The organism is Micromonospora sp. WMMA1998, from assembly GCF_027497375.1.
Classification (GTDB): Bacteria; Actinomycetota; Actinomycetes; order Mycobacteriales; family Micromonosporaceae; genus Micromonospora; species Micromonospora sediminicola.
On record NZ_CP114911.1, the window covers coordinates 4,631,427 to 4,645,055 of the forward strand.

12 protein-coding genes are annotated in these 13,629 nt (G+C 72.7%); 11 read left to right on the forward strand and 1 reads right to left on the reverse strand.

Features of this window, described 5'->3' with window-relative positions; all coding sequences use genetic code 11:
- Nucleotides 1-8: 8 nt before the first annotated feature.
- The 5 genes from O7600_RS21315 (at nucleotide 9) to O7600_RS21335 (ending at nucleotide 3,957) form a co-directional block, all read left to right on the forward strand.
- Entirely contained in the window at nucleotides 9-935 is a 927-nt protein-coding gene (locus O7600_RS21315) for an aldose 1-epimerase family protein (protein WP_281589955.1), read from the forward strand.
- A 2-nt stretch (nucleotides 936-937) separates the two neighbouring features.
- A complete protein-coding gene (locus O7600_RS21320; protein ID WP_281594224.1) occupies nucleotides 938-1,540 on the forward strand; it encodes a nitroreductase family protein in 603 nt (200 codons plus the stop codon).
- 54 nt (nucleotides 1,541-1,594) lie between these two features.
- Complete coding sequence (locus O7600_RS21325) at nucleotides 1,595-1,900, forward strand: type II toxin-antitoxin system VapB family antitoxin (protein WP_089154454.1); 306 nt, start codon at nucleotides 1,595-1,597, stop codon at nucleotides 1,898-1,900.
- Between the two features lie 31 nt (nucleotides 1,901-1,931).
- Entirely contained in the window at nucleotides 1,932-3,092 is a 1,161-nt protein-coding gene (locus tag O7600_RS21330) for an acyl-CoA dehydrogenase family protein (protein WP_281589959.1), read from the forward strand.
- 100 nt (nucleotides 3,093-3,192) lie between these two features.
- On the forward strand, nucleotides 3,193-3,957 hold the full coding sequence (locus tag O7600_RS21335) for a DUF4230 domain-containing protein (protein ID WP_281589960.1): 765 nt from the start codon (nucleotides 3,193-3,195) through the stop codon (nucleotides 3,955-3,957).
- Between the two features lie 473 nt (nucleotides 3,958-4,430).
- Here the strand turns inward: O7600_RS21335 and O7600_RS21340 are convergent, their stop codons facing one another.
- A complete protein-coding gene (locus tag O7600_RS21340) occupies nucleotides 4,431-4,634 on the reverse strand; it encodes a PspC domain-containing protein (protein WP_281589962.1) in 204 nt (67 codons plus the stop codon).
- Between the two features lie 377 nt (nucleotides 4,635-5,011).
- Here O7600_RS21340 and O7600_RS21345 point away from each other — a divergent pair, with 377 nt between their 5' ends.
- The 6 genes from O7600_RS21345 to O7600_RS21370 all read left to right on the forward strand — a co-directional run bounded on the left by O7600_RS21345 (nucleotide 5,012) and on the right by O7600_RS21370 (nucleotide 13,624).
- A complete protein-coding gene (locus O7600_RS21345; RefSeq protein ID WP_281589964.1) occupies nucleotides 5,012-6,382 on the forward strand; it encodes an L-serine ammonia-lyase in 1,371 nt (456 codons plus the stop codon).
- Between the two features lie 65 nt (nucleotides 6,383-6,447).
- On the forward strand, nucleotides 6,448-7,275 hold the full coding sequence (locus O7600_RS21350) for an ABC transporter permease (protein ID WP_281589966.1): 828 nt from the start codon (nucleotides 6,448-6,450) through the stop codon (nucleotides 7,273-7,275).
- The gene (locus O7600_RS21355; protein WP_281589968.1) at nucleotides 7,276-8,019 is read left to right on the forward strand and encodes an ABC transporter ATP-binding protein; all 744 of its coding nucleotides are present in this window, start codon (nucleotides 7,276-7,278) and stop codon (nucleotides 8,017-8,019) included.
- Nucleotides 8,020-8,030: 11 nt separating this feature from the next.
- A complete protein-coding gene (locus O7600_RS21360; RefSeq protein WP_281594225.1) occupies nucleotides 8,031-9,941 on the forward strand; it encodes a DUF5941 domain-containing protein in 1,911 nt (636 codons plus the stop codon).
- Between the two features lie 16 nt (nucleotides 9,942-9,957).
- Complete coding sequence (locus tag O7600_RS21365; protein WP_281589970.1) at nucleotides 9,958-12,147, forward strand: bifunctional glycosyltransferase family 2 protein/CDP-glycerol:glycerophosphate glycerophosphotransferase; 2,190 nt, start codon at nucleotides 9,958-9,960, stop codon at nucleotides 12,145-12,147.
- 157 nt (nucleotides 12,148-12,304) lie between these two features.
- Nucleotides 12,305-13,624: an ABC transporter ATP-binding protein gene (locus O7600_RS21370; protein WP_281589972.1), complete on the forward strand. Its 1,320-nt coding sequence runs from the start codon at nucleotides 12,305-12,307 to the stop codon at nucleotides 13,622-13,624.
- Nucleotides 13,625-13,629 lie beyond the last annotated feature (5 nt).

Sequence of the window (13,629 nt, forward strand, 5' to 3'; positions counted from 1 at the left end):
TCCCGGACATGGGGATCGACGTGCAGTCACCGTCCGGGACACAGTGGACCATCGCCGCCGCCGGCCACGAGGCCGTCGTGGTGGAGGTGGGCGGTGGGCTGCGGGCCTACCGGCACGACGGTCGGGACTACCTCGACGGGTACGCCGAGGACGAGCTCTGCCCCGGCTCGGCCGGGCACGTGCTCGCCCCCTGGCCGAACCGGATCCGCGACGGCGTCTACACGTTCGGGGACCGCTCGTTCCAGCTCGACCTGACCGAGCCGGAGCGGCACAACGCCCTGCACGGCCTGGTCAACTGGGTCCGGTGGGAACTGGTCGAACGGTCGGCGGAGAGCGTCACGCTCGGCTACGACCTGCCGCCCACCCCCGGTTACCCGTGGGCGCTGCGGCTGCGCAGCCGGTGGAGCGTCGGCCCGGAGGGTCTGCGCGCCGAGCACGAGGTGACGAACCTGTCCGCCGAGCCGGCGCCGTTCGGCTTCTCCGTGCACCCCTACTTCCAGCTGCCCAAGGTCGGCGTGGACGAGCTGCTGATGCGCGTACCGGGGCAGAGCCGGGTGCAGGTGGACGGCCGGCTGCTGCCGGTGGCGGCGAGCGCGGTGAGCGGCACCGAGTTCGACTTCACCGCCCCCCGCCCGATCGGCGACCTGGTGCTCGACATGGCCTTCGGTGACGTGGAGCGGGAGGCCGACGGCGGCTCGGCGGTGACGCTCGGCGCGCCGGACGGCTCGTCGTCGCTGCGGATCTGGGCGGACCGCGAGTTCGGCTGGTGGCAGGTCTTCACCGGCGACACGCTCGGCGGCGAGCGGCACCGTCGGTCGGTCGCGGTGGAGCCGATGACCTGCCCGCCGGACGCGTTCCGGTCCGGGCGGGACCTGATCACACTCGACGCCGGCCAGACGTGGCGGGGCGTCTGGGGCGTCCGGCCGGCGGCCTGACCGTGGAGTTCGCCGAGGTCGTCCGGCGACGCCGGATGGTGCGCAACTACGACCCGGACCGGCCGGTGCCGCCCGAGGTGGTGGACCGGCTGCTGGCGCACGCGCTGCGCGCGCCGTCGGCCGGGTTCGCGCAGGGCTGGGGTTTCCTGGTGCTGGAGGAGCCGACCGACCGGGCGCGGTTCTGGTCGGCGGCCACCCCCGACGGCGGCGGCCGGGAGCGCTGGCTGAGCGGCATGCGCCGGGCCCCGCTGATCGTGGTGCCGCACGCCAACCGGGACGCCTACCTCGACCGGTACGCCGAGCCGGACAAGGGTTGGGCGGACCGCGCCGAGGAGCGCTGGCCGGTGCCCTACTGGTACGTCGACACCGGCTTCGCCGCGCTGATGATGCTGCTCACCGCCGTGGACGAGGGGTTGGGCGCCTGTTTCTTCGGCATCCCGCCGCAGCGGACCGGGGCGTACCGGGAGGCGTTCGGGGTGCCGCCGGAGCTGCACCCGATCGGCGCGATCACCATTGGTTACCGAGCCGTCGACCACCGGTCACCGTCGCTGCGCCGGGGGCGGCGTCCGGTGCAGGATGTGGTCCGGCGGGGACGGTGGAGTTGAGCGGTTAGGCTGGCAGCCACATCGTCAGCCGGGCCTGGGGGAGGAGAGCGCGCCGTGATCTTCAGGGCGGTCCGGGACGGGCGTCCCTACCCGGAGCACAACTTCACGCTGAAGCAGTGGGCCGAGATCCCACCGCGCCCGCTGCGGCTGGACCAGCTCATCACCACCAAGCGGGAGCTGGCGCTGGACAAGCTGCTCGCGGAGGACTCCACCTTCTACGGCGACCTCTTCCCGCACGTGGTGCAGTGGAACGGCGGGCTCTACCTGGAGGACGGCCTGCACCGGGCGCTGCGCGCCGCGCTCCAGCAACGCAACCAGATCCACGCGCGGGTGCTGGTCCTCGGCGACCAGGGCGAGTGACGCCCGCCTGAGGCTTGGTTAAGGTGACGCCATGACTCCTCTCGACCTGCTCGACATCGACGCGTCGCTGAGCGAGGAGGAGCGGCAGATCCGCGCCGTCGTGCGCCAGCTCGTGACCGACCGGGTACGCCCGCACGTCGCCGGGTGGTACGAGGACGGCGAGGTGCCGGCCCGCGAGCTGGCCCGCGAGTTCGGCAAGCTGGGCCTGCTCGGCATGCACCTGACCGGGTACGGCTGCGCCGGCGCGTCCGCCGTCGCGTACGGGCTGGCCTGCCTGGAGCTGGAGGCCGGCGACTCCGGCGTCCGTTCGCTGGTGTCGGTGCAGGGTTCGCTGGCCATGTACGCGATCTGGCGCTTCGGCAGCGAGGAGCAGAAGCAGCGGTGGCTGCCGGCCATGGCGACCGGCGAGGCGATCGGTTGCTTCGGGCTGACCGAGCCGGACCACGGCTCCGACCCGGCCTCGATGGCCACCCGGGCCCGCCGCGACGGCGACGACTGGATCCTCACCGGCGGCAAGATGTGGATCACCAACGCGCCGATCGCCGACGTCGCCGTGATCTGGGCCCGCACCGACGAGGGCGTGCGCGGCTTCGCCGTACCGATGGACACGCCGGGGGTGACGGCGCGCGAGATCCGGCACAAGATGTCGCTGCGCGCGTCGCTGACCGGCGAGATCACCCTCGACGACGTGCGGTTGCCGGCGGAGGCCCAGATGCCCGGCGCGACCGGCCTGAAGGCGCCGCTGAGCTGCCTGACCGAGGCCCGCCACGGGATCGTCTGGGGCGCGCTCGGCGCGGCCCGCGACTGCCTGGAGACCGCCCTGGAGTACGCGACCACGCGCACCCAGTTCGGCCGGCCGCTGGCCGGCTTCCAGCTCACCCAGGCCAAGCTCGCCGACATGGCGGTGGAGTGGAACAAGGGCATGCTGCTCGCGCTGCACCTGGGCCGGCTCGCCGAGGCCGGGAAGCTGCGCCCCGAGCAGGTCAGCGTGGGTAAGCTGAACAACGTGCGGGAGGCGCTGGCCATCGCCCGGCAGTGCCGCACGATCCTCGGCGCGAACGGCGTCTCGGGGGAATATCCGGTGATGCGGCACGCCAACAACCTGGAGAGCGTGCTCACCTACGAGGGCACCTCGGAAATCCACCAGCTGGTCATCGGGCAGCGGCTGACCGGGCTCTCCGCCTTCGCCTGACCTACGGGTTCACCCGATCGGGTCGCTCGACGAGCGACTGTCGCACGGTGCCCGTACCGTCATTGTCAGTCGATGTGTCGGACGAGGACGGTGAGGGGCGATGGCCCGCGACGGTGACATCAACCAGCCCACCAGGGAGTTTCCGGAATACCCGACCAGCGAGTCCCTGCGCGACCGGGCGGATTCTCCGCCCGACCCCGAGCCGGGTGGTCGGGCGCCGGGCGGCGGCCCGGCTCGCGGCCTGCTCTGGGTGCTCGGCGCGGCCGCGCTGGCGGTGGTGGTGCTGCTCGGCGTGCAGGCGACCGGCCTGCTGCCCGACTTCCGCAATCCGTTCGCCAAGGAGCAGACCGACCGCAGCCAGCCGCCGCTGCTCAAGTCGATCCGTGACCTGAGCCGCTACGTCGCCGCGGAGGGCAACTTCCAGGTGGTGGTCGACGTGCAGAACGACCGGCGCAACGTGCCCGACTTCCTGCTCAACGAGCGCACGCTGTTCGTCGGGGCGGGCCGGGTCGAGGCGTACGTCGACTTCACGAAGATCGCCGACGGCGCCGTGGTGGCCTCCGACGACGGCAAGTCCGTCGAGATCAAGCTGCCCGCGCCGCAGCTCGGCGAGACCGACCTGGACATGGACAAGAGCTATGTCTTCGCCGAGGAGCGGGGCCTGATCAACCGGCTCAACGACCTGGTGGCCGGCGACCCCAACCGGCAGCAGCAGATCTACAAGTTGGCCGAGGACCGGATCACCGCCGCCGCCCGGGACAGCGGGCTCGGCGCACGGGCCGAGGCGAACACCCGCAAGATGCTGGAGGGGCTGCTGCGCTCCCTCGGCTACGAGAAGGTGACCGTCACCTACACGGCACCCTGACCTGTCACGACGCGCCCCGCCCCGGTTGTTCCGGAGCGGGGCGCCGTCGTGTCCGCCGCCCGCTCCGGACGCCGCGCGGAGGCCTGTCCCGTCCTCGCCGCCCCGGCCCTGGGCCCAGCCACCCCAGGCTCAGCGTGTGGGCCGCGCCGCCCCGGGCTCGGTGTCTCGGGCCCGCAGCCCCGTCTCCAGCGCCCCCGCCCCAGCGCCCCGGACCCGACGGCGCGGTCTCTGGCATCCCGCGCCCCGGCCGCTCGGTGTCCGGCGGCTCGGCCCTGCCGCGCGCGCGGCGGCACCTGGGTCCTGCCGCGCGCGGCGGCACATGGGTTCAGAGCGATATACCGCTGAGTCATAAATGTGACCTAGCGGTATATCGGTCTTTGGGGAATCGACCAGCCGACTGACTACTGACAGTGACCCGGCTTCCCGTCACCCGTTCTCAGTGGGCCGCGTAGTTCGGGCCGGGTGGCATCGGGTCAGCGGGTGGCGAGGTAGCGGTCCTCGTTCGGCATCAGGATCCACAGGACCAGGTAGACGATCACCTGGGTGCCGGGCAGCAGCAACGACAGCAGGAACAGCAGCCGGACCATGCCGGCCGACATGCCGAACCGCTGCCCCAGGCCGGCGCAGACACCGGCGATCATGCGCCCCTCGCGGGGCCGGACCAGTTTGCGACTCATCGTCGTCTCCCACTTCTGCGGCGATCCGCCGCGCTGATTCCACGGTAGAACGGGGTGCGCGCCGCGCCCTCGGCCCCGAGGAGGATCGGCGACCCGGGCACCCGTAGGTGCTTACCCCGGCGCACCCCCGCCGACGCGTCCACCGACTCAGCTCCGCGATCGTGCAGGTGGTGCGTGCTCGTTGTTCGCAAGATCCCGGGGCGGGAGTGCGGCCGCGGGGCATGCGGCGGGGTGGGGCGGGTAGTGAGCTGGGGAGGTAGGCTCGCCGGTCGGGCGCCCACACCCCGGGCGCCGGGCCGTCGAACCCGCCGAGCGGGCACGCGGCACGCACCGGTTCGGATCCGCACAACGGGGACGACGGCGAGGAAAGTGCAGCCATGATCAGTGTTTTCGATCTCTTCAGCGTCGGTATCGGGCCGTCCAGCTCGCACACCGTCGGGCCGATGCGGGCCGCCCGGACGTTCGTGGCGGGCCTCAAGGCCGACGGGCAGATGGCCGACGTGACCCGGGTGCAGGCGGAGCTGTTCGGCTCGCTCGGCGCCACCGGCCACGGCCACGGCAGCGACCGCGCGGTGCTGCTCGGGCTGGAGGGCGAGGCCCCGGAGACGGTCGACACCGACACGGTCGGGCCGCGGGTGGAGCGGATCCGTGCCGAGCGGCGGCTCCGCCTGGTCGGCAGCCAGGAGATCGACTTCGACCCGGACCGGGACCTCATGCTGCACCGGCGGCGTTCGTTGCCGTACCACCCGAACGGGATGACGTTCGCGGCGTTCGACGCGGCCGGGAACGAGGTGCGTACGCGTACCTACTACTCGGTGGGCGGCGGGTTCGTCGTGGACGAGGCGGCCGCCGGGGCGGACCGGATCAAGCCGGACAGCACGCGGGTCCGGCACCCGTTCCTCACCGGCGCGGAGCTGCTCGACGTCACCACCCGCACCGGCCTGGCGATCAGCGAGGTGATGCTCGCCAACGAGCTGTCCTGGCGCAGTGAGGCGGACGTGCGCGCGGGGCTGTTGGAGATCTGGCGGGTGATGCGCGAGTGCGTGGAGAACGGGTGCACCCGCGACGGCGTACTCCCGGGCGGGTTGAAGGTCCGCCGCCGCGCGGCCGAGCTGCGGCGCGGCCTGGAGGCGGAGGGTGAGGGCAGCGACCCGCTGCGCGCCATGGACTGGGTGACGCTGTTCGCCCTGGCGGTCAACGAGGAGAACGCGGCCGGCGGGCGGGTGGTCACCGCGCCGACGAACGGGGCCGCCGGGATCATCCCGGCCGTGCTGCACTACTACACCCGGTTCGTGCCGGGCGCCTCCGAGGAGGGGGTGGTGCGGTTCCTGCTGGCCGCCGGCGCGATCGGCGTGCTGTTCAAGGAGAACGCCTCGATCTCCGGCGCGGAGGTCGGCTGCCAGGGTGAGGTCGGCTCGGCATGCTCGATGGCGGCGGCCGGGCTGGCCGAGGCGCTGGGCGGCACGCCGGAGCAGGTGGAGAACGCGGCCGAGATCGGCATGGAGCACAACCTCGGGCTCACCTGCGACCCGGTCGGCGGCCTGGTGCAGATCCCGTGCATCGAACGTAACGCGGTGGCCAGCATCAAGGCGATCACGGCGGCCCGGCTGGCGCTGCGCGGCGACGGGGTGCACCACGTGTCGCTGGACAAGGTCATCAAGACCATGCGGGAGACCGGCGCCGACATGAAGGTCAAGTACAAGGAGACGGCGCGCGGCGGCCTCGCGGTCAACGTGATCGAGTGCTGACCCCGTTGGGGTGACCCCCGGTCGACGGCCGCCACGCCGACGATGAGCGGCGCGACGATGGCCCGGTGACGTCCGCCGTCGCGGCGCTCTGGTCCGCCCGCACCTCGCTGCGCATCCTGGTCCGGCGGGATCTCGCGGTGAAGTACCAGCAGTCGCTGCTGGGCTACTTCTGGTCGCTGATCGAGCCGCTGGGCATGGGCCTGATCTACTGGTTCGTCTTCGGCGTGCTCTATTCCGGCGCGACCCGACGGCACCTGGGCGAGGCGGCCGGTTCGTACCCGCTGTTCCTGATCACCGGGATCTTCGCCTGGATGTGGGCCAGTTCGGCGCTGACCGAGGCGGCCAACGCGCTCACCGGGCAGTCCCGGCTGATCACCACGATGAACCTGCCCCGGCCGATCTTCCCGATCGGGCGGGTCGCCGGCCGGTTCGCCGAGTATCTGGCCGGCCTGCCGATCCTGGTCGCCATCGCGGCGCTCTACGCGGCCCACGGGAAGATCCGCCCGGGGTGGAACCTGCTCGCCCTGCCGCTGGCCGTCGCGGTGCAGTTCACGCTGCTGGTGGGCCTGGCCCTGCTGCTGTCGGCGGGCAACGTGCTGATGCGGGACATCGAGCGGATCATGCGGCTGGTGATCCGGGTGCTGTTCTACGCCACCCCGATCATCTATCCGCTGAACCTGGTCCGGGACTCCGGCATGCCGGGCTGGCTCAAGGTCGCCTACGAGCTGAACCCGCTGGTCGGGATCTTCCAGTTGCACCATGCGATCTGGTATCCGGACGAGTTCCCGGACGCCCGGCTGCTCACCGTCACGGTGGTGGGCAGCGGGCTGGTCCTGGCGCTCGGCTGGTGGGCGTTCCACCGCCTCGAACCGGCCGTGCTGAAGGAACTCTGAATGACGGCGATCATCGAGGCGGACGGGCTCGGCATCCGGTTCGTCCGCAACCGGCGCCGCCAACTGCGGCTGCGGGAGCTGATCGTGCACCGGGGCGCGCGCGACCCGGACGCGGGCCGGTTCTGGCCGCTGCGCGACCTGTCGTTCCGGGTCGAGCCGGGTGAGACGGTCGGCGTGGTGGGGCGCAACGGCACCGGCAAGAGCACGCTGCTGCGGCTGATCGCCGGTGTGCTCATCCCGGACGAGGGCACGATCGCGGTGCGCGGCCGGGTGGCGCCGCTGCTGGAACTCTCCGCCGGCTTCTCCGGCGACCTGACCGGCCGGGAGAACCTCTACCTGGTGGGCGGGCTGCACGGGCTCTCCCCGACCTACCTGCGGCGGCACTTCGACGAGATCGTCTCGTTCGCCGGTGAGCAGGTGGAACGCGCCATCGACACGTCGGTGCGGCACTACTCGTCCGGGATGAAGGTGCGGCTCGGTTTCGCGGTGATCGCGCACCTGCCGCACCCGGTGCTGTTGGTGGACGAGGTGACCGCGGTCGGGGACGCGGAGTTCCGCGCGAAGTGCTATGCGACCATCGAGCGACTTCTCGCGGAAGGGCGCACGCTGGTGCTGGTGTCACACAACGACAAGGACCTCACCCGGTTCTGCCGTCGGGGGCTCTACCTCGACGCCGGACGACTGATCGTCGACGGGACGATCGACGAGGCGCTGGCCGCCTACGCCGACGCGGCGCAGCGGTGACGCTCGCGATCGTGCTCGCCGCCGGACCGGCGGCGGGCCGCCCCACCGAGGGCGGGGAAGCGCCGGCCGACCGGCTGGCCGCGCAGTGGCGCCGGGCCGGGGCGGACGACGTGCGGATCGCCGCCGACCAGGCCGAGCTGGCCGACCTGGTGGCCGGCGCGACCGGCCCGGTGCTGGTCAGCGGCATCGACCTGGTGGCGCACACGGCCGTACTGAAGCATCTCGCGACCAGCCCGGTCGGGCCGACAGTGGCGTTGGTGCTCACCGATCCGCCGGCGGCCGGGCAGGCGACGGTGCGTGAGGAGCGCGGGCAGGTGGTCGAGGCCGGCGCGGTCGCGGACGCGACCGGCGTGTTCGGCGGCGCGCTGCGGGTCGGCCCGGCCGACCTGCCGGCCTTCGCCGAGGCCGCCCGCCGGGTGGCCGGGGGTGGGCCGCTCGCCGACCTGGACCGGCTGGTGGCCGACCTCGCCGCCCGGGGCACCCTGATCTTCGCCCACCGGGTACGCCTGCTCGTGGCGCACCGGGCCGGCGACGCGGCGCAGCGGCGGGCCGCCGAGGCGCAGGTGGCGGCGGTCGACGAGGACCGGGCCGAGCTGAAGCTGTCGGTGAAGGAGCGGGACGACTTCTTCACCACGTTCTTCGTCAGCACCTGGTCCCCGTACGTGACGAAGGCCGCCGCCCGGATCGGGATCGGCCCGACCGGCGTCACCATGGTGTCGGTGGCGTTCGCGGTGGCGTCGGCGGTGCTGTTCGGCGTCGGCGGCCGGCCCGCGCTGGTGGCCGGCGCGGTCCTGCTCTACCTGGGCTTCGTGCTCGACTGCGTGGACGGGCAGCTGGCCCGCTACACCCGGCACTTCAGCGCCTGGGGCGGCTGGCTGGACACCATGGCCGACCGGTTCAAGGAGTACGTGGTCTACGCCGGCCTCGGCTACGGGGCCACGCACGCCGGGTTCCGGTACGGCTGGGCGCTGGCGCTGGCCGCGATGACGGTGCAGACCGTGCGGCACATGACCGACACCTGGTACGGCGCGCTGCACGACGAGGCGGCGCGCCGGCCGAAGGTGGTGACCGGGGACGCGGGCGGCATCGGCGGGAAGCTGAACGCGGCGTCGACCCGGGTGCAGGCGGACACCGGCTCGGTCTCGTACTGGCTGAAGCGGACCGTGGTGTTCCCTATCGGCGAGCGGTGGGCGCTGATCGCGTTGGCCGCCGCGCTGTTCGGCCCGCTGGTGGCGCTCTGCGCGGTGCTGGTCTGGGGCACGCTGGCGTTCGCGTACACCGGGGCGTTGCGGACGTTGCGGGCGCGCTGGATGAAGGTGCCGGTGCTGACCACCGTCGACGCCGGCCTGCACCGCGACGACGGCCTGTTGACCCGGACGCTGCCGACCGCGCGCCGGCCGCTGCTGACGGCGGTGGTCGCCGCGCTCGGCGCGGCGGCGCTGCTGGTCTGGGCGCTGTGGGCGGTGCACGGCGGGCGGGACCTGCCCGGCTGGGCGGCGGTCCTCGTCCTCGTGCTGCTGCTGGGCGCCGCACAGGGCGCGCGGGCGCCGCACGCGGGGGCGCTGGACTGGCTGGTGCCGGCCGCGCTGCGGGCCGCCGAGTATCTCTTCGCCATCGCGGTCGGGGTGGCCGGGCGCGCGCCGGCCTGGCTGATCTTCGGGTACGTCCTGGTGCTCACGCTGCACCACTACGACCTGACCGCCCGGCTGGAGAAGCGGCAGTCGGCGCCGCCGCTGCACGCCGCCACGCTGGGCTGGGAGGGGCGCTCGTTCCTGTTGGGAATAGCGCTGATCGCCGGAATTGTGAGTATCGCTCTGGCTACACTCGGTACGTACCTTCTTGTGGTTTTCGTCGCGAGTGTGGTCCTCGCCTGGGTGGTCCTGCCGGCCCGCGCCCACGGGGGTGTGCGCTCGCCGGGCTGACGGAGGGCGGGCCGGGATGACGCTGATCAGCTTCGTCGTGCCGGCCTACAAGGTGCAGGGCTACCTGCGGGAGTGTCTCGACTCGATCCTCGACCAGCCGTTCGGCGACCTCCAGGTGATCGGCGTGGACGACGCGTCGCCGGACGGCAGCGGCGAGATCCTGGCCGAGTACGCCGCCCGCGACCCCCGGGTCCGCCCGGTCCGGTTGACCGAGAACGTGGGGCTCGGTCCGGCCCGCAACATCGGGCTGGACCGGGCGGTCGGCGAGTACGTGTGGTTCGTCGACGGGGACGACTGGCTGGTGGCCGGCTGCCTGCCGCACGTCGCGGACCGGCTCCGCGACACCCGCCCGGACGTTCTGCTGGTGGACCACGTCCGGGCGCACTGGAACGACGTCGGCACCCGCAGCGCCATGCGCGATGTCTTCCCGGAGCCGCCCGGCCCGACCACGTTCGCGCTGCGGGACCGGCCGGAGACGCTGCGACTGCTGCACACCGCCTGGAACCGCCTGGTCCGCCGGGAGTTCCTGGTCGAACGCGGGCTCCGCTTCGAACCGGGCTGGTACGAGGACGTCTCGTTCAGCTATCCGGCGCTGATGGCCGCCGACCGGATCGGGGTGCTGGACCGGGTCTGCCTGAACTACCGGCAGCGCCGCACCGGGGCGATCACCCGGACCCGGGGTGACCGGCACTTCGAGGTGTTCGCCCAGTGGCACCGGGTGTTCCGGCTGATGGACCGGTGGGGTCCGGCGGTGGCCGGGTTGCGGCCGGCGATCTTCGAGCGGATGGTCTGGCACCACCTGACCGTGCTGGGCAACGGCGACCGGATCGCGCCCGAACTGCGGGCCCCCTTCTTCGCCCAGATGCACGCCGACTACGTCCGCTTCCTGCCGCCCGAGGGTTACCCGGTCCCGCCGGGCGTGGAAGGGCTCAAGCACCGCCTGGTGGCGGCCGGGCGGTGGCGGACGTTCAGCGCGTTGCGCGAGGCACACCAGGCGGGGGAGGTCGCCCGGCGGACCGCCGCGGGAACCCGCCGGCGGGTGGCGCCGGTGGTCCGGCGTACGGCCCGACGGGCCCGGGACACCGCGTTGCGCGAGTACTACCGGGCCGAGTTGCGCCGGCCGATCGACCCGACGCTGGCGGTCTACGCGGCCTACTGGTACCGCGGTTACTCGTGCAACCCGGCCGCGATCTACGAGGCCGCGCGGCGGCTCGCGCCGCAGGTGCGCGGGGTGTGGATCGTGCGGCGGGACCGGGTGGCCGCGTTGCCGCCGGGGGTGGAGTACGTGATCGCCGGGACGCGGGAGTACCACCGGGTGCTGGCCCGGGCGCACTGGCTGGTCAACAACGTCAACTTCCCGGACTTCGTCCGCAAGCGCCAGGGTTCGGTGCACGTGCAGACCCACCACGGCACGCCGGTCAAGGTGATGGGGCTGGACCAGCAGCGCTACCCGGTCGGCGCGATGGGGATGAACTTCGCCGGGCTGCTGCGCCGGGTGGACCGCTGGGACTACAGCGTCACCTCGAACAGCTTCTCCACGCAGATGTGGGAGCGGGCGTACCCGGCGGACTACACCACGCTGGAGGTCGGCTACCCGCGCAACGACCGGCTGGTCCGGGCGACGCCCGAGGAGTGCCGCCGGGCCCGCGCCGCGCTCGGCCTGGGACCCGACGAGTACGTGGTGCTCTACGCGCCGACGCACCGCGAGCACCTGCCCGGCTGGCGGCCACCGTTCGACCCGGACCGGATGCGCGACGTGCTCGGCCCGACCGGGCGGCTGCTCATGCGCAGCCACTACTTCCACGACCGGGAGCGTCACCCGGGGGGACCGGCGGCGGACGGCGTGCTGGACGTGAGCGCCCACGACCGGGTGGAGGACCTCTATCTGGCCGCCGACGTGCTGGTCACCGACTACTCCTCGGCGATGTTCGACTATGGCGTGCTGGACCGGCCGATCGTGGTCTACGCCCCGGACTGGGACGCCTACCGGGTGGCCCGGGGCGTCTACTTCGACCTGCTGGCCGAGCCGCCGGGCGCGGTGGCGGTGGACTTTCCCGGGCTGCTCGACGTGTTCCGCTCCGGCGCGGTCGACGACGAGACGGCCCGCCGGGCGCGGGCGGCGTTCCGGAACCGGTTCTGCGCGCTCGACGACGGGCGCGCCGCCGAGCGGGTGGTGCGGCGGGTCTTTCTTCACGAACCGGCGTGAAAAACGGTTACTGGCCGGTCACTTAACTGTGGGGCCCGGCGAATACCGCTTAATAGGACTGTCACGAGACGAACATGGCACGTTTACCCGATGTGCGGATCCGATGATCCTGGTCACAGTCATTGCCGGGTTCGGGCGAGCGACTGGGGAGGTGACGGTGACCACCGTCGCGCTCAAGGATGTCACCAAGGTGTTCCAGGACGGAACGATCGCGGTCGACACCATCAATCTGGACGTCAACGACGGCGAGTTCATGGTGCTGCTCGGCCCGTCGGGCTGCGGCAAGTCCACCGTGCTGCGGATGGTGGCCGGGCTGGAGGATCCGACCTCCGGCGCGGTCATGCTCGGTGGTGAACTCGCCAACGACCTGCCGCCGCGGGACCGGAAGATCGCCATGGTCTTCCAGGACTTCGCGCTCTATCCGCACATGACCGTCGGTGACAACATCGGCTTCCCGCTGCGGCTCTCCGGCGTCGAGCCCGGGCCGCGCGGCGAGCGGATCCAGGACGTGGCCGGCGCGCTGGGCATCGGCGACGTGCTCGCGCGCAAGCCCAGCCAGCTCTCCGGCGGCCAGCGGCAGCGGGTCGCCATGGGCCGGGCGATCGTGCGCCGCCCCGGCCTCTTCCTGATGGACGAGCCGCTGTCCAACCTGGACAGCGGGCTCCGCGCCGAACTGCGGGCGGAGATCTCCGGCCTCACCCGCGAGCTGGGCGTCACCACCATCTACGTCACCCACGACCAGGCCGAGGCGCTCACCATGGCCGACCGGGTCGCCATCATGCGCAAGGGCGTGCTCCAGGACGTGGGCACCCCCACCCAGGTGTACGGCCGGCCGGCCACGCTCTACGTCGCCGCCTTCCTGGGCAGCCCTCGGATGAACCTGCTGGAGGCGTCCGTCTACGTCCACCTCGACCGCTACGTCGCGCTGAGCCTCGGTGAGCAGGCGCTCTACCTGCCCTGGGACGACATCCGCAGCCGGGCCGTGGCGCACTACCACGGCGAGCGGATCGTGGTCGGCATGCGGGCCGAGGCGCTCACCCCGGTGGCCCCGGACACCCCGGGCGACGTGCTGCATGGCCGGATCCGCTACCTGGAGCACCACGGCCACGAGTCGCTGGCCTTCCTCGACATCGGCGCCACCGCGATCGTGGTCGACGAGATGGGCACCCCGGTCGAGCGGGCCGCACCCGGGCAGCGCAGCCTGCGCCGGTTCGGTCAGGTGATGCAGCGGCTGACCGGTCGCGCGGCGGAGTCGGCGGCCGACGCGCTCCCGGCACCCAACGGCGGTGGCGGTGGCAACCGCACCAGCGTGCTGCCCGACCCGGGCCGGCACCACCGCCGCCCGGCCGAGCTGGCGGTACGGCTGGCGCCCTACCCGCAGGTGGCCTCCGGGCACCCGCTCGCGGTGCAGGTGCGGATGGACGCGCTGCACTTCTTCGACGAGCGCGGCGACCGCATCGACGTCGGCTGGCGATGAAAGGA

Bases quoted from the DNA above. Each gene is read 5' to 3' on its own strand.
- O7600_RS21345 (WP_281589964.1), top strand. From the start codon at position 5,012: ATGATCAGTGTTTTCGATCTCTTCAGCGTCGGTATCGGGCCGTCCAGC.
- O7600_RS21315 (WP_281589955.1), top strand. From the start codon at position 9: ATGGGGATCGACGTGCAGTCACCGTCCGGGACACAGTGGACCATCGCC.
- O7600_RS21330 (WP_281589959.1), top strand. From the start codon at position 1,932: ATGACTCCTCTCGACCTGCTCGACATCGACGCGTCGCTGAGCGAGGAG.
- O7600_RS21365 (WP_281589970.1), top strand. From the start codon at position 9,958: ATGACGCTGATCAGCTTCGTCGTGCCGGCCTACAAGGTGCAGGGCTAC.
- O7600_RS21355 (WP_281589968.1), top strand. From the start codon at position 7,276: ATGACGGCGATCATCGAGGCGGACGGGCTCGGCATCCGGTTCGTCCGC.
- O7600_RS21335 (WP_281589960.1), top strand. From the start codon at position 3,193: ATGGCCCGCGACGGTGACATCAACCAGCCCACCAGGGAGTTTCCGGAA.
- O7600_RS21340 (WP_281589962.1), bottom strand. From the start codon at position 4,634: ATGAGTCGCAAACTGGTCCGGCCCCGCGAGGGGCGCATGATCGCCGGT.